This is a genomic window from Halorussus rarus (assembly GCF_003369835.1).
Taxonomy (GTDB): domain Archaea; phylum Halobacteriota; class Halobacteria; order Halobacteriales; family Haladaptataceae; genus Halorussus; species Halorussus rarus.
The window spans coordinates 68,170-89,383 of the sequence record NZ_QPMJ01000004.1; the positions used below are offsets into that span (position 1 = coordinate 68,170).

20 protein-coding genes are annotated in these 21,214 nt (G+C 69.9%); 5 read left to right on the forward strand and 15 right to left on the reverse strand.

From position 1 onward, the window contains the following. Positions 1-74: 74 nt before the first annotated feature. Together DVR07_RS19005 and DVR07_RS19010 are read right to left on the reverse strand one after the other, a co-directional pair. Positions 75-1,607 (reverse strand): hypothetical protein, encoded by a 1,533-nt coding sequence (locus tag DVR07_RS19005; protein WP_115798900.1) that lies wholly within the window; start codon positions 1,605-1,607, stop codon positions 75-77. A gap of 160 nt (positions 1,608-1,767) precedes the next feature. Beyond that, positions 1,768-1,962: a hypothetical protein gene (locus DVR07_RS19010; protein ID WP_115798901.1), complete on the reverse strand. Its 195-nt coding sequence runs from the start codon at positions 1,960-1,962 to the stop codon at positions 1,768-1,770. Positions 1,963-2,069: 107 nt separating this feature from the next. Between DVR07_RS19010 and DVR07_RS19015 the strand changes: the two genes are divergently transcribed. Then, positions 2,070-2,849, forward strand: a complete 780-nt coding sequence (locus tag DVR07_RS19015; RefSeq protein WP_115798902.1) for a hypothetical protein — start codon at positions 2,070-2,072, stop codon at positions 2,847-2,849. Then, positions 2,846-4,213, forward strand: coding sequence for a hypothetical protein (locus tag DVR07_RS19020; protein ID WP_115798903.1), 1,368 nt, complete (start codon positions 2,846-2,848; stop codon positions 4,211-4,213). The genes DVR07_RS19015 and DVR07_RS19020 overlap by 4 nt, the downstream gene beginning before the upstream one ends. A gap of 27 nt (positions 4,214-4,240) precedes the next feature. Here DVR07_RS19020 and DVR07_RS19025 read toward each other — a convergent pair whose 3' ends face one another. The 9 genes from DVR07_RS19025 to sugE all read right to left on the reverse strand — a co-directional run bounded on the left by DVR07_RS19025 (position 4,241) and on the right by sugE (position 13,750). Continuing rightward, complete coding sequence (locus DVR07_RS19025) at positions 4,241-4,486, reverse strand: hypothetical protein (RefSeq protein ID WP_115798904.1); 246 nt, start codon at positions 4,484-4,486, stop codon at positions 4,241-4,243. Positions 4,487-4,593: 107 nt separating this feature from the next. Further along, positions 4,594-5,361 carry an ABC transporter ATP-binding protein gene (locus DVR07_RS19030; protein ID WP_240318906.1) on the reverse strand — a complete coding sequence of 256 codons (768 nt, stop codon included), beginning with the start codon at positions 5,359-5,361 and terminating at the stop codon, positions 4,594-4,596. After that, positions 5,358-6,161 (reverse strand): ABC transporter ATP-binding protein, encoded by an 804-nt coding sequence (locus tag DVR07_RS19035; RefSeq protein ID WP_115798905.1) that lies wholly within the window; start codon positions 6,159-6,161, stop codon positions 5,358-5,360. The genes DVR07_RS19030 and DVR07_RS19035 overlap by 4 nt, the downstream gene beginning before the upstream one ends. Then, positions 6,161-8,149, reverse strand: a complete 1,989-nt coding sequence (locus tag DVR07_RS19040) for an ABC transporter permease (protein WP_115798906.1) — start codon at positions 8,147-8,149, stop codon at positions 6,161-6,163. Before DVR07_RS19040 ends, DVR07_RS19035 begins: the two co-directional genes overlap by 1 nt. A 1-nt stretch (position 8,150) precedes the next feature. Continuing rightward, positions 8,151-9,431, reverse strand: coding sequence for an ABC transporter substrate-binding protein (locus DVR07_RS19045; protein WP_193570273.1), 1,281 nt, complete (start codon positions 9,429-9,431; stop codon positions 8,151-8,153). A gap of 120 nt (positions 9,432-9,551) precedes the next feature. Further along, entirely contained in the window at positions 9,552-10,586 is a 1,035-nt protein-coding gene (locus tag DVR07_RS19050) for an LLM class flavin-dependent oxidoreductase (protein WP_115798907.1), read from the reverse strand. A gap of 77 nt (positions 10,587-10,663) precedes the next feature. Continuing rightward, the gene (locus tag DVR07_RS19055) at positions 10,664-12,547 is read right to left on the reverse strand and encodes a S9 family peptidase (RefSeq protein WP_115798908.1); all 1,884 of its coding nucleotides are present in this window, start codon (positions 12,545-12,547) and stop codon (positions 10,664-10,666) included. Positions 12,548-12,640: 93 nt separating this feature from the next. Continuing rightward, entirely contained in the window at positions 12,641-13,357 is a 717-nt protein-coding gene (locus tag DVR07_RS19060) for an EthD domain-containing protein (RefSeq protein WP_115798909.1), read from the reverse strand. Between the two features lie 69 nt (positions 13,358-13,426). Beyond that, the gene (gene sugE, locus DVR07_RS19065; protein ID WP_115798910.1) at positions 13,427-13,750 is read right to left on the reverse strand and encodes a quaternary ammonium compound efflux SMR transporter SugE; all 324 of its coding nucleotides are present in this window, start codon (positions 13,748-13,750) and stop codon (positions 13,427-13,429) included. Between the two features lie 453 nt (positions 13,751-14,203). On the opposite strand from sugE, the gene DVR07_RS19075 reads away from it, so the two are divergent. After that, positions 14,204-14,548: a hypothetical protein gene (locus DVR07_RS19075; RefSeq protein ID WP_115798912.1), complete on the forward strand. Its 345-nt coding sequence runs from the start codon at positions 14,204-14,206 to the stop codon at positions 14,546-14,548. Positions 14,549-14,584: 36 nt separating this feature from the next. On the opposite strand, the gene DVR07_RS19080 is transcribed toward DVR07_RS19075, so the two are convergent. Further along, positions 14,585-16,390 carry a PAS domain S-box protein gene (locus tag DVR07_RS19080; RefSeq protein WP_115798913.1) on the reverse strand — a complete coding sequence of 602 codons (1,806 nt, stop codon included), beginning with the start codon at positions 16,388-16,390 and terminating at the stop codon, positions 14,585-14,587. A gap of 293 nt (positions 16,391-16,683) precedes the next feature. On the opposite strand from DVR07_RS19080, the gene DVR07_RS19085 reads away from it, so the two are divergent. Continuing rightward, complete coding sequence (locus DVR07_RS19085) at positions 16,684-17,958, forward strand: M24 family metallopeptidase (RefSeq protein ID WP_115798914.1); 1,275 nt, start codon at positions 16,684-16,686, stop codon at positions 17,956-17,958. A gap of 180 nt (positions 17,959-18,138) precedes the next feature. Here the strand turns inward: DVR07_RS19085 and DVR07_RS19090 are convergent, their stop codons facing one another. From DVR07_RS19090 to DVR07_RS19100, 3 genes are all read right to left on the reverse strand, one after another. Next, on the reverse strand, positions 18,139-18,534 hold the full coding sequence (locus DVR07_RS19090) for a cupin domain-containing protein (RefSeq protein ID WP_115798915.1): 396 nt from the start codon (positions 18,532-18,534) through the stop codon (positions 18,139-18,141). Positions 18,535-18,541: 7 nt separating this feature from the next. Next, positions 18,542-18,979, reverse strand: coding sequence for a dCTP deaminase (locus tag DVR07_RS19095; protein ID WP_115798916.1), 438 nt, complete (start codon positions 18,977-18,979; stop codon positions 18,542-18,544). A 100-nt stretch (positions 18,980-19,079) separates the two neighbouring features. Continuing rightward, positions 19,080-20,192: a FecCD family ABC transporter permease gene (locus DVR07_RS19100; protein WP_115798917.1), complete on the reverse strand. Its 1,113-nt coding sequence runs from the start codon at positions 20,190-20,192 to the stop codon at positions 19,080-19,082. Between the two features lie 146 nt (positions 20,193-20,338). Here DVR07_RS19100 and DVR07_RS19105 point away from each other — a divergent pair, with 146 nt between their 5' ends. Continuing rightward, on the forward strand, positions 20,339-21,208 hold the full coding sequence (locus tag DVR07_RS19105; protein WP_115798918.1) for an ArsR/SmtB family transcription factor: 870 nt from the start codon (positions 20,339-20,341) through the stop codon (positions 21,206-21,208). The last annotated feature ends 6 nt before the right edge of the window (positions 21,209-21,214 follow it).

A 21,214-nucleotide genomic window follows, 5' to 3' on the forward strand; every position in this document is an offset into this window, starting at 1 on the left:
GCCTGTTCGGGCGGTAGGCCGAGCTTATCGTGGGGAGGGGCGCGCTGGGGATTGCGCGGACGACCCGTCCCGGCCTACCGCCGGGCGGCGACCAGGGCGCCGGCGAGCAGCGCGGCCGCCAGCAGGGCGACCAGCGCCGTCCCGAACCCGAATCCGGGGACGGGGCCGTCGGACGACGCGGTGGCCGTGGCCGTGTCGCCCCGCATCGCCTCGTTGGTCGTGTTGCTGCCGGGCGTCGTGTCCCCTGTGGTCGTCTCGTTCCCGTCGTCCGGCGGGGTCGGGGTGTTGTCGGCCTCGCCGGTCGACCCGCCGACGCGGACCAGCCAGCCGTCGCGGCCGTCGGCGCCGGCGCCGCCGGTCTGGCCGGCGAACAGGTAGCCGCCGTCGTGGGCCCGGATGGCGGGCCACGGCTTGTCCCAGCCGTCGGTGCCGACGTACGTCTCCCACCGGGTCTCGCCCGCGGCGTCGGTCGTCACCACGTAGCCGTCGGCGCTGGCCTTCGGGCCGGCGTCCGACCCGCCGGTGAACAGGTAGCCCTCCTCGGTCCGCATCGCCGAGTCGAGCCACTGGGTGCCCTCGCCGCCGGGCCGGCGCTCCCACGCGACCTCGCCGTCGGCGCCGAACTTCACCACCCAGCCGTCGCGCGGGCCGGTGCTGTCGCTCTCGGTCTCGCCCGCGAGGACGAACCCGGCCGACGCGTTGCCGTCGCGCGAGGCGGGCGCGGCGGCCCAGACGTCGTCCCTGCTCGGGCCGCCGACGACGCTCTGCCACTCGCGGCTCCCGTCGGCCGCGAGCCGGAGCGCCCAGCCGTCGTCGGTGTCGCCGACCGCCTTCCCGGCGAGGTAGTAGCCCGAGTCGGTGGGCACGACCGCCCGGAGGTAGCCGTCGCCGTGGCTCTCGGGGGTGGCGTGACTGGCCTCCCACGCCGTCGAGAGGTCGGCCGAGAGCCCGACCGTCCAGCCGGCGCGGGCGCCGTCGCCGTAGGTCCAGCCCGCGAGCAGGTAGTCGGTGGCGTTCCCGGCGGTCCGGCGCTCGACCGCGTAGAACGCGCCGGTGCCGAGGGTGCGGTTCGAGCGCACCTCGCCGTCCGGCCCGACCTCGACCGCCCAGCCCTTCGCCCCGTCGGCGTCGGTCCGGCCGGCGAGCAGGTAGCCGTCGTCGGTCTTCGCGAGGCCCCAGAACCGGTCGGTGCCGGGCCCGCCGAGGGTCTTCGACCACTGCTTCAGCCCGTCGCCGTCGACCTTGAGGACCCAGCCGTCGCGATCCTCGCCGGTCCAGCCCGCGAGCAGGTAGCCGCCGTCGTCAGTCCGGACCGCGTCGGCGAACATGTCGTCGCTGCTCCCGCCGTAGGTCCGGCGCCACTGCTGTGGAAGCTCGGGCGGCTTCACCGCCGGGACCTCGGGGGAGTCGCCGGCCAGAGCATCGGAGGGCCCGGAGTCGCCGGCGTGCGCTTCGGGGTCGGTCGAGTGGGGCGCGTCGCCCGTCTGTGCGTCTCGCTTCTCGGGGATCTCTCGTGGCGCCGCGTCGCCGGTCGTCGCCGCGGGGACGGCCGCCGCGACGCTCGCGCCGACGAGCAGCGCCACCAGTGCCGCTGCGAGGGTCCGCATGCGTGGCACTCGGGGACGGACGCGTTTTGTTATGGTCCGTCTGTCGTCGGCGTAGGCGGAACCTGTTGGACCGCTGTGATGACCGCGCGGCCGGTTCGGCGGTCCAGCGTCCGGTCGCCGATACGGAACGGACCGGGCTCGTCGCGCTGCCGGGTCGCCTTCACCGCTTCCAGACGTCCGGCTCGCGGCCGAGCGACCGGAGCGCCGCCGGGTAGCCGAAGGCGACGACGAGCGCGACGACGACGCTCGGGACGAACCCCTCCACGCCGGCGAGCCCCAGCGCGGTGACGCCGACGACGTAGAGGACCAGCATTATCAGCATCTGAGGCAGCAACTGCCGCCACTTCGAGGTCATACGGGAACTGACGCCGTAGGGGGAGTTAAGTGTGGCTGACAACCGGGACCCGGCGCTGCTCCGACTCCGGAACGTTGATGCCAGCGCGCCGAGGGGTTCGGAACGTCATGTCCGCCCTCCCCCGGAGACGCCTCCTCGCCGGCGCGGCCGCCCTCCTCTCGGGCCTCGCCGGCTGCAGCGAGTCGACGACCGACACCGGTTCGGCACCCGGCGAGCACCGTCCCGAGAACGTCGCACGGAACCCCGAGGCCGCCGTTCTCCGGAGCTCCGACGAGGCCGGCCCGCTCGCGTGGCTCCCGCCGGACGACGCGTCCGGGTCCGGTGACGCCGCCGCGTCAGACTCCTCTGACGCCGCCGCCGCGTCGGACCCGCCGGCGGGCTCCACCCGGTGGGTCATCGTGGCGTCTCGGAGCCGGGCCGACCGGCTGCGGTTCGCCGACGTCGACGGCGCGGCAGACGCCCGGCGATTCGTCGCGGAGACCGACTTCGACGAGGAGACGCTGTACCTCGACCCTCAGACAGTCTCGGAGTGCTTCGCGCTGGAGCTGTGCTACGTCACCTGGTCGGCCACCGAGATCGACACGCGGTACGGGCGCCACTACCGGGACGCCGACGTCTCGTGCCGGACCGACGCCACCGACCGGACGGCGTGGCTGATTCGAATTCCCGACGCGCTCGACCCCGACGAGGTGTCGAGCCACGGCTCCGGGATGAGCAGCGGCGGCTGCACTTACCCGCCGTACCTGCGGGCGACCCCTGGGTCGTATTCACCGACCGAAACGGGGAGGGCGACTACGGCCGCCGAGACGACACCGACGAGCGCCGACGCGAAGTCCGCGACGGCCGGCACCACCACAGCGAACCCAGAAACGGAGGCCGAGCGATGACCGACCGGTCGGCGCGGCGGGCCGCTCGCTCGACGCGGCGGGGGTTCCTCGCGCTCGCCGGCGCCGCCTCGCTCGCCGGCTGCGGCCTCCCCGACCCCCAGAAGGTCCTGCACGGCGAACCCCCGAAGGTCGACCGGGCGGCGCTCGCCGAGATTCCGTCGACCGACCCGCCGTCGGTCCCCGAGACGGTGCCGGTCGAGATACGCCGGACCTACCTGGACGACGGCATCGCTCGCGCGCGCGACCTGCTCGCGTCGGTTCCGGCGCCGTTCGAAGAGGAGGAGATCCCCAACGGCGCGATCCGCGAGGACCTGGCCCGGAAGCACGAGCGGGCCCGCACGGCGGTCGAATCGGTGGACGAGGCGGCGTCGCCGCTCGGCGCGATGGAGACGGTCAGGGACGCCCGCGGCGAGGCCCGCGCGGTGGCGGCCGGCTGGAAGGCCATCGACGCCGACCTCACCCGGGCGGACGTCCGCGAGTCCGGGCGGTCGCTGTTCGACGCCGCCGACCGATTCCGCTCGCGGTGGTCGTACGACGGGGCCGACCCGATTCGGGCGGTGGTGGTCCACGCCGAGATCGAGACCCACCTCGACGCGGCGGTGAACCGGGCCGAGCGCGTCGTGGCCGGCGAGCGTTCGGGCCGCGAGAACCCCGTCGCGGTCGGCGAACTCGCCGGTGACATCGAACTCGCGCGGGCCTCGCTCGACGACGCGGGCCACCTCTACGACCGACTAACGGCGACCGCGGACGGGAGCCGAAGCCTCCGCGCCGGTTTCATCGCGGCGGTCGAGACGCTCGGTTCGCTCGTCGGTCCTCGCCGAGGAGAGCTTCCGGACGGCGACCCGACCGAACCGTCGTCGTTCGTCTCTCGCGACGTCGACGGAACCCCGGCGGGCGAGGCGATCCGGCGACTCGCGACCGACCTCGAACACGACGACGCGGTCGACCGGGCGCGGACCGCCGACGAGTACGCGAGCGCGGTCCTGGCGGCCCACGGAATCCTGGTGCGGATCCGGGCGCTGAACGCGCTCCTCCGGCGGGTCGAGGCCGGCGAGCACGTCATCGTCGAGTCCGCGGCCGACGCGCGGGGGATTCGGGCGGACGCGGTCGCGGCGCTGGAAAAAGGACTGCGAAAAGACGACTATCGGCATCTGAATCGCCGAGTGATCGGGAACGCGGCCGGTCATATCACCTACGCCGACCGGGACCTGTCGAGGTACGACGGCGACGGAACGGTGTCGGTCACCGCCGTAGCGGACGAGCTCGGGGAGTACGTGATGGCGGGGGCGCTGGCGCGGGCGACGCCGCCGACGAGCGCGCGGGTCGCGGGCGTCGTCCGGCGGTCGGTCCGGCAGTCGCCCTGACGGCCGGCGGGTTCCTCGGGTGCGGAGCTATTCGTATATCTTCTCTCGCTCGCGCGAGCGGGACCGCGACCGGGAGTTCCCGCCGCTCCCGCCGAACAGCCGCGACACGGCTAGGTAGGCGAGGTACAGCAGGACCGCGACCACAAGCAGCGAGACGAGGGTGCTCACGACCCACGAGACGATTCCGAGGACGATGCTGACGATCTCGGCGACGACCCAGAGCAGCACGAGCCCGAGCAGCGCCCAGCCGCCGAGCCGGAGGACCCGGTTCATATTGATTGCGTTAGATGTCCGGCGATATCAGTGTTTGGTTGGCAACCTCACAACTTCGGGGGTCGGGGTCGAAAACCGGGGGATGTCGGAAACCGCACCACTCGTCGTCAGGTCGTCACGCCCAGGTGGCGGTCCATCACCTCGTCGTTCCCCCTGAGCTCCTCGCTGGTCCCGTGGTAGACGATCTCGCCGCGGTCGAGCACGTAGTGGTGGTCGGCGAGTTCGAGCGCGACCTGGACGTTCTGCTCGACCAGCAGGACCGAGATGCCCTCGTCGTGGAGGCTCTTCACCAGGTCCTCAACCTGCCGGACGACGAACGGCGCCAGCCCCTCGGTGGGCTCGTCGAGCAGCAGGAGGTCCGCGCCCGCGACCAGCGCCCTCGCGATGGCGAGCATCTGCTGCTCGCCGCCCGACAGCGCCGACCCCAGCCTGTCGGGGTGCTCGCGCAGGTTCTCGAACTCCGCCAGCACGTCGTCGGGGTCGCGCGACCGGGCGGTGTCGCCGCCGCCGAGGTGGCCGACCCGGAGGTTCTCCGCGACCGTCAGTCCCGGGAAGACGCGGCGCTCCTCGGGCACGAACGCGACGTTCCGCCGGACCGTCTCCTCGGTCGAGAGCCGGGTCACGTCCTCGCCCCGGAAGGTGACGCGGCCCGCGGTGGGGACGACGTTGCCCACCACCGACCGCAGGGTTGTCGTCTTGCCCGCGCCGTTCCGGCCGACCAGCGAGACCACCTCGCCCTCGCCGACGCAGAGCGAGACGCCGTGGAGCACCTCGGTCGGGCCGTACCCCGCGACCAGGTCCGCGACGTCGAGCAGCGGGTCGTCGCAGAACCCGTCGTCGAGGCGGTCGCCCCGATTCGATTCGTTCGGACTCACTCGCGGACACCCCCGAGGTACGCCTCCTGGACCGCGTCGTCGTCGGCGATGCGCTCGGGCGGCCCGGTCGCCAGCACCTGGCCGCGGTGGAGCACCGTCACGGCGTCCGAGACGTCCATCACGAGGTCGATGTCGTGCTCGATGAGTAGCAGCGTCCGGTCGGAGAGCACCTCCTCGACCAGCGCGATGGTCCGCCGGGTCTCCTCGCTCCCCATCCCGGCGGTGGGCTCGTCGAGCAGCACGAGGTCGGGGTCGGTCGCCAGCACCAGGCCGAGTTCGAGCCGCCGCCGGTCGCCGTGGGCCAGATTGCGGGCGTACTCCCCGGCTCGGTCGGTCAGCCCGATGTCGGCCAGCACCTCGTCGGTCCGCTCTTCGACGCCCTCGAAGCGGTCGGTCGGGCTGAACAGCTCGCGGGCCAGCGAAATCTCTCCGGCGCCTGCAGCGACCGACTGGGCGGCCAGCCGGACGTTCTCCCGGACCGACAGCCCGCCGAAGACGGTGGATATCTGGAACGACCGGCCCATCCCGCGCCGGACCCGCTCGTGGGGCGCCAGCCGGGTCACGTCCTCGCCGCGGAACCGGACGGATCCGGCGGTCGGCGCGAGCGCCCCGGTGAGGCAGTTGAACAGCGTGGTCTTGCCCGCGCCGTTCGGCCCGATGACGCTCCGGAACTCCCCGCTCCGGACGTCCAAGTCCACGCCGTCGAGCGCGGTGAAGTCGCCGAACTGCTTGGTCAGTCCCTCGGCCCTGAGGACGGGGTCGGTCTCGGGGTCGAAGTCCGCGGCGTCGGCGACGACCATCACTCGTTCACCTCCTCGGCGAGGGGGTCGGCGTCGTCGCCGCGCGCCTCCCCGCGGCCCTCCGGAGCGCCGCCGCGCCCGCCCGCGGTCTCCAGCAGCTTCTCGGGGAGCGAGACCAGCCCCCGCGGGAGCGCGATGACGAAGACGACGAACACCAGCCCGAGGAAGAACTGCCACTGGTCGGTGTACGACGACAGCAGGTCCTCGAAGCCGATGTAGACGCCCGCGCCGACCATGGGGCCGTAGAGGGTGCCCATCCCGCCGAGCACGGTCATCACGACCACCTCGCCCGAGTTGAGCCAGAACAGCAGCGAGGGCGCGACGAACCCGTCCTGGACCGCGAACAGCCCGCCGGCCAGCCCGGCCATCGCGCCCGAGACGACGAACGCCCGGCGCTTGTAGGCGGTCACGTCGTAGCCGACGAACTCGGTCCGGCGCTCGCTCTCCCGGATGGACTGGAGCACGCTGCCGAACGGCGCCCGCATCATCCGGCGGGCGATCAGGTACGAGCCGACCACGGCCGCCAGCAGGAAGTAGTAGAACAGCCCCTCCTCGCTCACGGCTGGAATCGACTCGGCGATCTCGTCGAGTTCCATCGCCGCGCTCCCGAGGCCGTACACCACGTCGGCGCCGAACAGGCCGTCGCTCCCGCCGGTCCAGTCGAACTTGAACACCGCCCGGTAGAACAGCTGAGCGAACGCCAGCGTGATCATCGCGAAGTAGACGCCAGAGACCCGGATGGAGAGGTAGCCGACGACCCACGCGATGGCGGCGCAGACGACCACCGCGACTGCCAGCGCGACGAACGCCGACGGCGTGAAGTGCAGGAGGACGAGTATCGCGGCGTACGCCCCGGTCCCGTAGAACAGCGCGTGGCCCAGCGACACCAGGCCCGCGTACCCCATCACGAAGTCGAGGCTGAGCGCGAACAGCGCCCAGATGAGCGCGTCCGACAGCAGCGTCAGGACGTACTCGGAGTACAGCACCTTGACGCCGAAGGGGACGACCGCGAGCAGGCCGACCGCGACCGCGCCGAGGCGGAACCGCTGTCGGTCGGTCAGCACGCCGCCGGTCCGGCCCGCGAGGAGCTCGCCGTCTCCCTCGCCGCCGTCGCCGGCGCTGGTGCCGAACAGTCCTTCGGGCTTCGCGAGCAGGACGCCGATCATCAGCACGAACACGACGAGCCCCTCCATCACCGGGAGGTACGTCCGGGTCAGCGTCTGGATGACGCCGACCGCCAGCCCGCCCGCGACTGCGCCCCGGAAGCTGCCGAGTCCGCCGAGGACGACGATGACGAACGCGGGGATGATGACCGCGTTGCCCATCCCGGGGTTGACGTTCTGGTAGGCGCCGAGCACCACGCCCGCCACCCCGGCGAGCGCGGCGCCCGCGCCGAACACCAGGGTGTAGTAGCGGTCGATGTCGATGCCGAGGTTCCGGACCATCTCGCGGTCCATCGAACCGGCCCGCACCACCAGCCCGAACCGGGTCTCGTTGAGCGCCCACCAGGTCGCCAGCGACAGCGCCGCGCCGAACGCGATGATGAAGTAGCTGTACAGCGAGTTGGTTACGCCGAGAATCGTGACCGGGCCGTCGAGCAGCGGCGGCGCGCTCAGCGCCTTGGCCTGTTTGCCCCACAGGAAGGTGATGGCGTCGTTGAGCATCAGCACCAGCCCGAACGTCAACAGGATGTGGTAGAGCGGGCTCCGGTCGTACAGCGGCCGGAGCGTGAGCCGCTCGATACCGGCGCCCAGCAGGCCGACCACCAGCGGCGCGACCACCAGCGCGAGCCAGAACCCCGCACCGCCGAACGGCGCGACCACGGCGAACGCGAAGTACGCGCCCAGCGCGAACAGCTCGCCGTGCGCGAAGTTGATGACGTCCATCACGCCGAAGATGACCGACAGCCCCGCGGCGATCAGGACGTACACCATCCCGATGGTCAGCCCGTTCAGCAGCTGCTCGGCGAACCCCGCGACCCCGACCATGTTAGAGGTCGCACTCGGTCTCGCTGCACGGCGGGATCGCGTTCTTCCCCTCGACCTTCCGGCGGAGCGCCACCCGGGCGGCGTCGCCGGAGTCGGGCTCGACGTTCTCGCCGGCCCACACCGGGTTGGTGGCCTGGTGGTCGCACTCCCGGAACGTGTTCGGGCCGAAGACGCTCGGGACCTCGAGGCCCGGGAGGGTGTCCTTGACCTCCTCGGGGTCGCTGCTGCCGGCCTCCTCGATGCCGTGGGCGGTCATCCGGATGGAGTCGTAGGCGACTCGCGCGAAGCTGTCCGGCGTCGAGCCGTAGGCGTCCCGGTACGCCGACACGAACTCCCGGTTGTCGCCCGTCTCTATCTGGGCGTTGTACCGGACCCCGCCGTAGGTCCCGTAGGCCGCCGGGCCGAGCGCGTTCCGGACGACCTGGAACGTCATCGTGGGGCTCACCAGTTCGACGTCCTGCTTCAGTCCCGAGTTGGCGGCCTGCTTGGTGAAGTTGATGAGGTCGCCGCCGGTCATCCCGAGGACCGCCACGTCGGCGTCGGAGTTGCTGATCTGGCTGACGTAGGACCCGTAGTTGCTCGCGCCGAGCTGGGACCGCGAGACCCCGACCTCGGTGAAGTCGTCGCTGGCCTCCTGCATGCGGGACTTCCACTCCTGGCGGACCGACTGGCCGTACGCGTAGTCGGCGATGTGGAACCAGACGCTGGTCCCGACGTTGTTCGCGGTCCACGGCGCGACCGCCTCGGCGATCTGGGCGGTGTGAGTCTCGGCCCGGAACACCCACTCGTTGCACTCCGACCCCGTGATGTTCATCGCGGCCGCGCCCGGATTGTAGACGATCTCCTCGCTCTCGGCGAACGAGTTGAGCGCCAGCGCGGTCGAGCTCGAGATGGCGCCCATCAGGAACTCCGCGCCGTCCTGCTGGACCACCTTCTGGGCGGCCTGCCGACCGGTCGCGGTGTCGGCCTCGGTGTCCTCGTACACCGCGTTCAGCTCGAAGCTGAACTGGTCGCTCTGGTTGACGTGCTGGACCGCCAGCTTCGCGCCGTTGCGCTGGCCCTCGGCCAGCCCGCCGTACGGCCCGGTCATCGGGTTCAGCACGCCGTAGGTCACCGCGTCGATGTTCTGGGTTCGGTTCCCCGGTCCGGCGCCGCCGACGCAGCCGGCCAGCGCGCCCGTCCCCGCCAGGCCGGCGAGTCGCAGGACGCTCCGCCGCGACGCGCGGCCGTCTGCGGTTCCGCCGCTCGTCTCCCCACCTTGAGAGCCGTTTTCGTACCCCATACCACCCACGCGGTAGCTTCGCTAATAAACTATTGTGTAGGATGTGGGCGGGTGGACGGCGAAATTACGCGAGAACGTGTCGGAAAAACGCCAATGTCGGCGAACCGATTCTGCGAGCCCTCACTCGAAGTGCGGGACTACCTCGTCGCCGAGCCGCTCGACGCACTCGACCATCCGGTCGGTGCCGACGCCGGGGTGGTAGGTCCGGAGGATGACGTGGACGTCGTCGCCGAGCGCCTCGCGGTACGCCTCCAGCTGGTCGACGACCTGCTCGGGCGTGCCGTAGATGGCCTGGTCCTTCAGCTCCCGCTTGCGCTCGTCGTCGAGTTCGTCGACCGTCTCGCCCGAGAATATCTCGGCGTAGCGCCGCTGGATGTAGAAGTAGCCGTCCTTCATCGCCTCCCACGCCTGCTCCTCGGAGTCGCCGACGAAGCCGTGCTGGAGCGCGTAGACGTCGAAGTCGTCGGCCTCGTCGCCGGCTTCGCTCGCGTCCTCACGCAGTCCCTCCTCGGCGCGGACGTTCCGGATGTCTTCGACGCGCTTGCGGACGCCGTCGACCGACAGCGCCGAGGGGGCGCACCACGCGTCGGCCACTCGGGCGGCCCGCCGGACCGCGGGCTTCGCGGACCCGCCGTACATGACGGGAATCTCCCCGTCCGGCTTGGGCGTGACGCTCACGTCGGGCGAGACGTCGTGAAACTCGGGGTCGTAGTCGAGCGTCCCCGCGGACCACGCCGCCCGGAGCAGCTCTGTCGCATCGCCCAGGCGCTCGACCCGCTCCTCCCGGGGGACGCCGAACTCCTCGAACTCGGTGGGGTTCGACCCGATGGCGAGCCCGAGCGTGAGCCGGCCGTCCGCGAGCAGGTCGACCGTCGCGGCGTCCTCGGCCAGCCTGACCCCGTCGTACAGCGGGGCGAGCGCGATACACGTCCCGAGCTCGACGTCGTCGGTCTCGGCCGCCAGCGCGCCCAGCGTCGGCATCGTCGCCGAGAGGTAGCCGTCCTCCGTGAAGTGGTGCTCGGAGACCCACGCGCTGGCGAGCCCCGCGTCGTCGATGGCCCGCCCGAGGGTCAGCATCTCGTCGTATATCTCGCCCATCGACCGGTCGTCGTCCGGCCGACGCTGGCCGGTGAACAGTCCCGTCCCGATGTCCATGCCCCAACGGTCGGCCGGGGGCGCCTTAACGTTTTAGCGGGGTGACGATTCGCTCGACCCCGCCGGTCGAGCCCGCCTCAGTCGTCGGCCGTCGCCGCGGGGGCGTCGAGTCTCCGGTCGAGGAACTCGTCGAGCAGTTCGAGCGACCGGATCTTCTGGTCGATGTCCGACGAGCCGTGGCCCTCCTCGCCGAGTTCCGCGTACTCGAAGTCGCCGTCCTCGCCCTCCTCGTAGCCGGCGTCGAGCAGCGCGTCGCGGAAGATGCGGGCCTGCGAGACCGGCACCCGGTGGTCGTTGACGCCGTGGGGCATCAGCAGCGGCGCGTCGAGGTTCTCGACGTACTCGACCGGACTCCGCTCGCGGTAGAGCTCCGGGTTCTCCTCGGGCGTCCCGAGGTTCTTCTCCATCAGGCCGGTCCTGAAGTGGGGCATCGTGTTCTCGTACATGTCCTCGAGGTCGGTCAGGCCGACCCAGGCGATTCCGGCGTCGTACAGGTCGGGATACTGGACCATCTGCCAGTAGGCCGAGTAGCCGCCGTACGATCCGCCGAACACGACCACCCGGTCCTCGTCGATCCAGTCGCGGGTGTCGAGCACGTGCTCGACCGCGGTCGCGACGTCGCCCTGCTCGGCGCCGCCCCAGTCGTCGTAGAGCCGCTGCGTGAACTCCCGGCCGCGTCCGGACGACCCGCGGTAGTTGACCTGGAGCACCGAGAACCCCCGCTGGACCAGGAACTGGGTGCGATAGCCGAACGCCTTCTGGTCCATCGAGCGCGGGCCGCCGTGGGGGTTGACGATGAGCGGCGACGGTCGCTCGCCCGAGTCGTAGAGCAGCGCGCCGATTTCGAGCGACTCGTAGGGGTCGTGGTCGACCGCCTTGGCGGGGGTGTCGGGCACGCCGTCGGACTCGAAGGTGAAGTACTCGGCGTCGGCGAAGTCGTCGGGCGAGAACGGGCCGTACTCCCGGTCGAACACCGTCTCGTGCTCGTCGGTCGAGAGGTCGTAGACGAGCAGTTCTTCACGGCGTGTCGGCGTGGTGTGGCCGACCAGCACCCGATCGTCGTCGACGACGCGGTCGCTCTGCCACCCGAACGAGGCCACGCCGTCGGGCAGGTCGAGCTCGCGGGACTCGCCGGTCTCGACGTCGTAGACGACCGGCATGCTGGTGGCGTCGCGGTACCGCGTCGCGAGGAATCGGTCGCCGTCGGGCGTGAAGAACGACGGCGCGACCGAGTGGTCGCCCTCGCCGTACCACCGGACCTCGTCGGTCGCGAGGTCGTAGATTCCGCACCGGTCGAGGTCCTCGGAGTTGTCGCCGACGAGGAGTCGCTCGCCGTCCGGGCCCCAGTCCACAGGCATCGCCTCCGCCCCGATGTCGCCGATTTCGAGGTTGCGCGGATTCGACCCGTCGGCGTCGGCGACGTAGACGTCCATGTTGTTGGTGTCCTCGGCCTCGTTGGTGGCGTAGGCGATGTGCTCGCCGTCGGGCGAGAGCCGGGCCGCCCTGACCGACCGGTCGTACTCGGTCAGCTTGGTCGTCTCGCCGGCGGCCAGGTCGTGAGCGTAGAGGTTCATCTGGCCGTCCCGGTTCGAGCCGACCAGCAGCGTCTCGCCGTTCTCGCCGACGTCCTGGACCGATAGCTGACCGTCGTCCTCGACGATCCGCTCGGTCGTCCCGTCGCGGTCGATGGCCCAGACGTCGTTCTGCTCGTCGCCGCCCTCGTCCCGGTGGAAGAACACCCGGTCGCCGTCGGCGGCCCACGCGACCGGCCACCGGTTGTTCCGGGGGACCTCGCCGTCGCTCCATCGCTCGCGCTCACCGGTCTCGAGGTTCAGGACGTGGAGCTCGTTGCGCCCGGTGCCGTTGTAGTAGAACGCCACCCGGTCGCCGTCCGGGGAGACGGTCGGGTGGGCCAGCTCCGGCAGGCGCGCGAGCTCCTCCAGGATGTTCTCGTCTGACATGCAACGGTCCGAAAGCGCCGATTAGTACAAAAATTTACCTGTTCTCGGATTCCCCACTGTCCCCGCCCGGACGGCCCCGGGGTCGAAAGCCGACTACGTCTCGTCCTTCTGGACGGTCTCCTCGCCGATGAACCGGGGGCGCTCGTCGATGGCGAGGAAGTTGTCGACGTCCCGGCGGGCCTCTCTGGCTTTGCCCTTCTCGGGGTCGTAGTCGCGTGAGCCCTCGCTACCGAGGGCGTCGTGGAGCTTGTCGAGGTCCTCGAAGTAGAGTTCGGCGACGCCGTCGAATTCGGCGTGCTCGGGGTCCGTGGGCAGGACGGTGTTGTACTTCACGACGCCCTCGATCTCGCGGGCGATGGGGGTGTGCTCGTTCTGCCAGTGGTCGACGAACTCCTCGTGAGTCATCCCTTCCTTGCGGACGAGGAACGCCGAGTGCTTGTAGAGACCGTCGGTGTCGCCGTCGACCTCGTCCTTCTGGACGGTCTCCTCGCCGATGAACCGGGGACGCTCGTCGATGGCGAGGAAGTTGTCGACGTCCCGGCGGGCTTCTCTGGCTTTGCCCTTGTCGGGGTCGTAGTCGCGTGAGCCCTCGCTGCCGAGGGCGTCGTGGAGCTTGTCGATGTCCTCGAAGTAGAGCTCGGCGACGCCGTCGAACTCGGCGTGCTCGGGGTCGGTCGGGAGGACGGTCTGATAGCGCGTGACGCCCTCGATCTCGCGGGCGATGGGGGTGTGCTCGTTCTGCCAGTGGTCGACGAACTCCTCGTGGGTCATCCCCTCCTTCCGCACGAGCAGGGCGACGTGCTTGTACATACTTGCTGGCACAGTTCGGACGGTCATAAAACCAGGCGGGAGGGTGGAGAGGAGAACGGTCGGACGCCCTCAGTGGCCGCCCGACACGAAGTGGAGGCCCGCGATGCCGACCACGATGACGCAGATGAACGCGACGCGCGCGAGGTCGGCGGGCTCTTCGAACAGCACGATACCGAGCGTCGCGGTCCCGACGGCGCCGATGCCGGTCCAGACCGCGTAGGCGGTCCCCACGGGCAGATCCTCGACCGCCTTCGCGAGCAGGACCATGCTGATCACCAGCGCGACGACGGTCGCGGCGGTCGGCACCGGCTTCGACAGGCCGTCCGAGTACTCCAGGCCGACGGCCCAGGCGATTTCGAACAGCCCCGCGACGAGGAGGACGTACCACGACATGGCCGTCGGTAGTCATCCGTCGGGGCTATAGCTTGCGTTCTCGGTCGTCGGGCCGGAACTCTTCCGGGTCGGTCGCTCCGAGCCGGTCGCTCTGGCCGGGTCGGTTACAGTCCGTAGCGCTCGACCAGCAGCATCGCGACGACCGTCGCGCCGATGACGAGGACCGGCGGGACGATGTCGCCGTCGACGTAGGCGAGGAGACCGCCGATACCAGGGCGGCGATGACCGGCCCGACGTTCCGCACCGTGTCCCGGTCGGCGAAGAGCGCGTTCATTCCCTGTATTCTGGATATTATCTCACATAGGCGGTGAACTTCCCGCGCTCGATTCCCTGACGGAGGCAGTCTTCGTATCGAGACACACGTTCGGCGCCCGTTCGCGGAGCCGAAGCCACCGCCTTCCTCCGCCGGAGCTGACCCAAAGCTTATCCCGGCATCCCCGGAAATCTAGGGTGATGCCCTCCACCTACGGCAGTCGCTCGCGGAACAGACCCCTCGGGGTGACCGTCCTGTGTCTCCTCGGGTTCGTCGGGTCGTTCTTCGCGCTGTTCCGAACGCTCGGTCTCGCCGGTTCCGGCGGCCCCTTCGCCGTCGTCGGCTCGCTGCTGTTCGCCCTCGTCGTCGCGAAGATCGTGGTCCTCTGGGGGCTCTGGAACCTCCAGTACTGGGGGTACAAATGGGCGGTCCGGCTGTACGGCCTCAGCGCCTTGGTTGACCTCGTGACCATCAGTCCCCTGGCGCTCGTCCTGGACGGCCTCATCGTCCTCTACTTACTGAGCAAGGCCGACCACTTCCGGTGACGCTTCGGGGCTCCGCCGACTGTCATTCCGGTTCAGCTACACCGAGCTGTCCGTTCTGTGAACTCGTCCCGCTTCGGTCTCGAGTCCGGTGAACTCGAACCGGGCGCCACCCGCCTCGCTGTCGGTCGCGTCCACCGCCCAGCCGTGCGCGTCGGCGATGCGCCGGACGATCGTGAGTCCGTAACCGGTCCCCTCCTCCGCGGTCGAGTAGCCCGCCTCGAACGCTGCTTCTTCGTCGGGAATCCCCGGGCCGTCGTCGGCGACGTAGAACCCGTCTTCGAGGTCGCCGACAGTTACCGTCACGTCCGTCCCGCCGTGGTCGACCGCGTTCCGAAGGAGGTTCTCCAGCAGCTGTCGGACCCGGCTCCGGTCGCCCCGAAACGTTCGCGTCGCGTCTGCATCGAGCGTCGCCCGCTCCGTCTCGACGTTTCGCCAGCAGGCGTCGACCGTCTCCGCGAGGTCGATACGCTCGGCGTCGGACGCGGTGTCGCCGCCCCGGGCGAGCGTCAGCAGGTCGTCGATCAGCGTCCGCATTCGCTGATGGGCGTCCGCGATCTCGTCGAGGTGGTCGCCGTCGCACTCCTCGCGGATCAGTTCGAGCCGGCCCTCCGCGACGTTCAGGGGGTTCCGGAGGTCGTGGGAGACCACGCTGGCGAACTCCTCCAGCCGCTCGTTCTTCCGCTCTAGCTCCTGTTCGTGCTTCTTGCGTTCGGTGACGTTCCTGGAGAACCCGACCACGCTGTCGATCGGCCTCTCGGTCTGGAGGGACGTCAGCCGGAGGTCGATCACGAAGTCCTCCTCGGGCACCCTCGGAGCGACCTCCACGCTCACCTGGTCCCGCGCACCGTCGATGATCGCCTCGAACCCCTCCTCGAGCGAGGCGACTTCACTGTCGGTGAGGATTCCGAGGTCCGAGAGCATCGAGACGTGTTCGCCCAACCAGGCCTCCTGGGGAATTCCGGAGGCTTCGGCGACGCGTTGGTTCACGAACTCGAACCGACAGTCGGCGTCTCCCACGTAGATGCCGTCCTCGGTGTTCTCCACGATGGTCTCGTACAGTTCGAGTTCCCGCTCGCGCTTCTTGCGTTCCGTGATGTCGCGTGCGTAGACGACGATTCCGTCGATGATCGGGGCGTCCAGGAGATTCCGTCCCTTCACGCCCATCCACTGCCAGCCCCCGTCGGGATGATCGAACCGGAACTCGGTCGTGACGCGCTCGTCCGGGTGTTCGACCTGGGTGGCGAACTCCGCTACCAGCCGCTCGCGGTCGTCGGGATGGACGTAGTCGAACGCGTTTTCGCCGACCATCTCGTCGGCGGCGTAGCCGAGCACCCGGTCGGCGGCGGGACTCAGATACTGGAACGTCCCCGAGGCGTCGACGACGATGATCACGTCGGTCGATTCTTCGATCAGGTGTCGATACCGATCCTCCGTCTGCTTCACCTCCTGTTCCGCCCGGTACTGGGCGACGGCGTTCTTGATCCGGTTCGCCAGTAGCGTGTACTGTTCGGTGCCGGGCGTCTTCTGGAGATAATCCGTGACGCCGGCCGAGATCGCCTCGCTGGCGACCTCTTCGCTGCCCTTCCCGGTGAACAGGACGAACGGAAGGTCGGGATAGTCCTCGCGGACGGCGCCGAGAAACTCGATCCCGTCCCGCTCGGGCATGTCGTAGTCCGAGACGATGCAGTCGAAGTCCCCGTCGGAGAGCCGGGCTACCCCCTCGCTGACGTTCGTCGCGGTCTCGATGGCGAACCGCTCGTCGGCCCGTTCGAGATACGTCGCGGTCAACTCTGTGAGGTCGGGGTCGTCGTCGACGTGAAGTAGTCGAACCGGCTCGTCCATAGCGTGCGAGCATCTACTCTTGTGACTAAAATATCTATCCCTAAATTTTGATTTTTAGTTGAATTGTAGGTATTATTTTAGTAAATATACTGCCAGCTCCGGCGCGCTCGGTCGAGAAGTTCACTAGATTCAGACTTGCACCGAGCATGACTACCTCCACGTCGACCCCGACCAACTGGAGTCCGTCCCACTCAGTGTATCGACGAACGCCCCATGCGCTGGCCTCTCGCCCGAAGACGCCACGCCACCTTCTCCCACCCACTTTCATTACCGGCCTCGGCGTACTCCTGCCCATGGGATTCTATCAGCGCGATTTCATGGAAGGCACCCGCGGGACCATGGGCGTCGACTGGGAGGAGCGGATCGACTTCCAGCGCATGCGCGAGGAGCGCAAGGAACGGGCCCGCGAGCGGATGCGGGAGGCCGGTCTCGGCAGCATGCTCCTCATCAACGACCCCAACGTCCGGTACGTCACCGGGCTGGCGATGACCGGCGGGAGCGGGGCCGACCACTACACCCTGCTCACCGAGGACGGCGACGTCGTCCACTGGGACACCGCCGACCACGCGAGCAACCAGCGGTTCAACTGCCCGTGGCTCGACGACATCCGGTACGCCGCGCCCGGACTGGGCAACGTCCCGCGCGCGTCCGGCCGCGACTCGGCGCGCAACTGGCTCAAGGGCAAGATGGCCGACCTCGTGGTCGATGCGATGGACGAGTACGGCGTGAAGAACGAGCCGATGGGCATCGACGTGGGCAACCAGGCCCTCATCTCCAAGTTCGAGGACCGGGACGTCGACGTCCGACCGGGCGACTGCGCGCAGGTCATGGAGGACGCCCGAAAGGTCAAGACCCGCGACGAGATCGAGTGCCTCCGGATGGTCGCGGCGCTCTGCGAGGCCGGGTTCCAGCGCATCACCGAAACCGCGAAACCGGGCATGCGCGAGTCGGAGGTGTGGGGCGAGGCGACGAAGGAGCTCTGGCGGCTCGGCGCGATGGTCCAGGGCGGCTACGTCACCTCCGGCCCGAACACCTGGCCCAAGCACCAGGCCAACACGACCGACCGCGTCATCCGGCCGGGCGACCTCGTCTACGCCGACTTCTACAACATCGGATTCATGGGCTACCGGTCGTGCTACTACCGGACCTTCAGCGTCGGCGAACCGACGCAGGCCCAGAGAGAGGCCTACGAGAAGGCCCGCGACGACCTCTACGACGTGCTAGAGCGCATCGAACCCGGCGCGACGACCGACGAGATCTGCCGGGGCTTCCCCGACGAGGAGGGCGAGCACATGGACTGGTACGACGCCGACGAGTACTGGGAGATGACCACCAACCACTGGGCCCACGGCCTGGGCCTCCAGCTCTACGAGGTGCCGCTCATCTGGCGCGGGCTCTCGCCCGACCACCCCATCGAGATCGAGGAGGGGATGACGATGGCGGTCGAGACGATGCGGCCCGCCGACCGGCAGGGCGTCCGCGTCGAGGAGATGGTGGTCGTCCGCGAGAACGGCGTCGAGATCCTGAGCCAGTGGCCGGTCGAGGAGATCACGACCATCGAGCACTGAATCGGCGTTCCCGTCTCTCATCCTCCCGTTCTCTTCGATATCCAGGCGCGGAGCCGACGCGCGTCTGACGCTTCGCCCGGTTCGGACGCTTCGCTCGCTTCGGGTCCGCCGACCGCTTCCCGTGTTTCGGCGGCTTCCGCCGTTTCGGGTGGTTCGACTGGAGGTTGCGGCCGGGTCGCGTCAGGACGCGCCGTCCCCGTCGTCGGCGTCGTCCTCGGTGACCGCGTCGTCCTCCGCGTTCGGCGCGCCGACCACCAGCAGGCGACCGTCGGTCTCCGCCTCGAACTGCCGCCACGTCTCGGGCGGAATCACGACCACCTCGTCGGCGCCGAGTTCGAAGGACTCGCTCGTTCCATCATCGTCCTCGACGGTGACGCGGAACTCTCCGTCGAGAACGTAGTACAGCTCCTCCTGCTCGCGCTGGCGGTGCCGGTTGTTCGACTCGCCCGCCGCGAACTCCCAGATGCTCGGACGCATCTCCTCGGGCCGAAGCTCGTACCCGACCGCCTTCAGGCCGGGCTCGACGCCCTCCACGTCCCGGGTCTCGAGGTCCGCGAGGCCGGTCTTCTCGTACATGGCCGGACTACTCCGAGCCCTCCTCGGGCGGGAGCACCGTCGAGATGCGGGCGTTCTCCTTCAGTCGGATTCCCCCGGGCGCAACCGAGAGGGGTATCCTACCGAGGTCGGTCAGTTCGAGCGTCGGGTGGAACGCGCCCATCTCGCGCACCGCGTCGCGGGTCTGGACCCGGAGCGGGCGGTCGGCCGCGACGGTCTCGTTGTACTCCACTAGGTACTGGCCGCCGGCGAGGTGCCACCACTGGTAATCGTCATCGTCGCTCCGCCACACCTTCTCGTGGGCCGAGACGTTGGGGTCGTCGAGTTCGTCGCCGCCGAAGTCGACGCGGCCGGGCGTCTCGACGCGGAGCACCTCGTTCACCGTCAGGTCGACACCGCGGTCGGTCACCTGGGTCTCCTCGTGGAGCAGGCCGTCGACGAGCGTGGTCAGTTCGCTTGGTCGCATGGCTCGGTTGGACAGACGTGCGCGACCGGGAAAAGTGTCCGACGTCGTTCCGCCGCGGTGAGCGCCGCGACGAGCGGACCGACGGGAGTGCGTTCCCGCCTCAGAGCTCGCCCATCTCCTGCTGCTGACGCATCAGGTAGAGGAAGTACGGGCCGCCGACCAGCCCGGTCACGACGCCGACCGGAATCTGAGTCGGGGCGAGCGCCAGCCGCGCGCCCACGTCGGCCGCGACCATGAGCGCGGGGCCGGCGAAGACGCACCCGACCATCAGGCGCTTGTACTCGCTGCCGACGATGGTCCGGACCATGTGGGGCACGACCAGCCCGACGAAGCTCACGATGCCCGCGACCGAGATGGCGGCGCTGGCCGCCAGCACCGCCACGCCCGCCAGCGCGAACCGGACCCTCTCGACCGACATGCCCAGCGACTTCGCGGTCCGCTCGCCGAGCAGGAGCACGTTCAGCTGCCGCGAGCCCGCCAGCGCCAGCACGAGCGAGAGCGCGCTCCACGGGAGGATGATCCGGACCTGCTCCCAGTCGACGCCGGTGAGCGACCCGGTAGTCCACGCGATGGCCGACTGGACCACGCCGAGGTCCTCGGCCAGGTAGAACAGCCCGCGCTGGAGCGACCAGAAGACGGTGCTGACGATGACCCCCGCGAGCACCAGCCGGACCGGACTCGTCCCGCCCTTCCACGCGATGAGGTAGACCATCAGGAACGCGAGCGCGCCGCCCAGCGCGGCGAAGATCGGCAGGAACGGTGCGAGCCCCGAGAACACGACGAGCGTGAGCAGCACCGCCAGCCCGGCCCCGGAGCTCACCCCGAGGACGTACGGGCTGGCGAGCTCGTTCCGGGTCACCGCCTGGAAGATGGCGCCCGAGATGGCCAGGTTGGTCCCGACCAGCGCGGCCACGATGACCCGCGGGAGCCGGATGTTCCAGATCACCAGTCGGCGCCGGCCCATCTCGGGGAGTTCGGCGCCGAACAGGAACGCCCGCCACGCGTCCGGGTTGAGCGCGATGCTCGGGTCGATCACCGCCCGCCACGCCTGGGCGAGCGTCATCGAGTAGGTTCCGAAGCTCACCTGTATCAGGCCCGCCACGACGACCACGGCGACGCTGCCGAGGACGACCGTGGCGAGCGAGCCGTCGATCCAGCCGAACGGGCCGGACTCGGCCTGGTTGTCTCTGTGTCCGCGGGTGTCGCTCGCCATTCTCTGCTTTAGGGTAGCCTAAACCGACACAAAGTGATTTCGATACTGCCGCGGTCCCGGACGCCGTCCCGGACCCGCCCCGAGCGCCGTATCCTGCCGACGCGACAGGGACAAAATTATATCCCGGCTGACCGCAACGCGACTGTATGGCCGACCTCCTGCCCTCCAGCCCCGACCCCTCGGCCGGCGACGGGGGCGACCCCCGCGTCGTGGGCGTCGACTCCGACGACGCCGAGGACCTGCTGGCCGCCCTCCAGTCGGAGACGGCCCGCGACATCCTCGGGGCGCTCTACGACGACCCGGCGAGCCCCTCGGCGCTGGCCGACGAGGTCGACACCTCCATCCAGAACGTCCGCTACCATCTCGACCGGCTGACCGACGCTGACCTGGTGGAGGTGGCCGACACCGTCTACTCCGAAAAAGGCCGCGAGATGAAGGTGTACGCACCCGCGGCCAAGCCCCTGGTGGTCTTCGCCGGCAGCGACGACGACGCGCCCGGCGTCGAGTCGGCCCTCTCGAAGCTGCTGGGCGCGCTCGGCGTCCTCGGCCTGTCGAGCCTCCTCGTCCAGCGGCTCTTCGGCGACTCGACCGGCGGTGTGACCGACTCCGACGTGTCCTGGGGCGGCGCCGGCGACGCGGCGGGCACCACCGCAGCGGAGAACGCGACGGCGCCCGGACCGAACGCCGCCGCCACAACCGCTGCCGAGTCGGGCGACTCGCTCACCGGCGCCGAGACCACCGCCGACGCAGGCCGCGAGACGGCGACCGAGTCGGGCCGGACCGTCGCGGAGGCGACCCGAACCGCGACCGAGGCGCCTCGGACGATGGAGGAGGCGACCCGGACGGCGGCCGAGACGACCAGGACCGCCACGGATCTGACCCTCGATTCGACGACCGCGGCCGCGACGGCCGGCGATACCGCCGCCAGCGGGCTCCCGCCGGGCCTGGTCTTCTTCGCAGGCGGACTGGTCGTCCTGCTGGCGCTCGGAATCGCGTGGCACCTGCGCGCGCGCTGAGAGGTG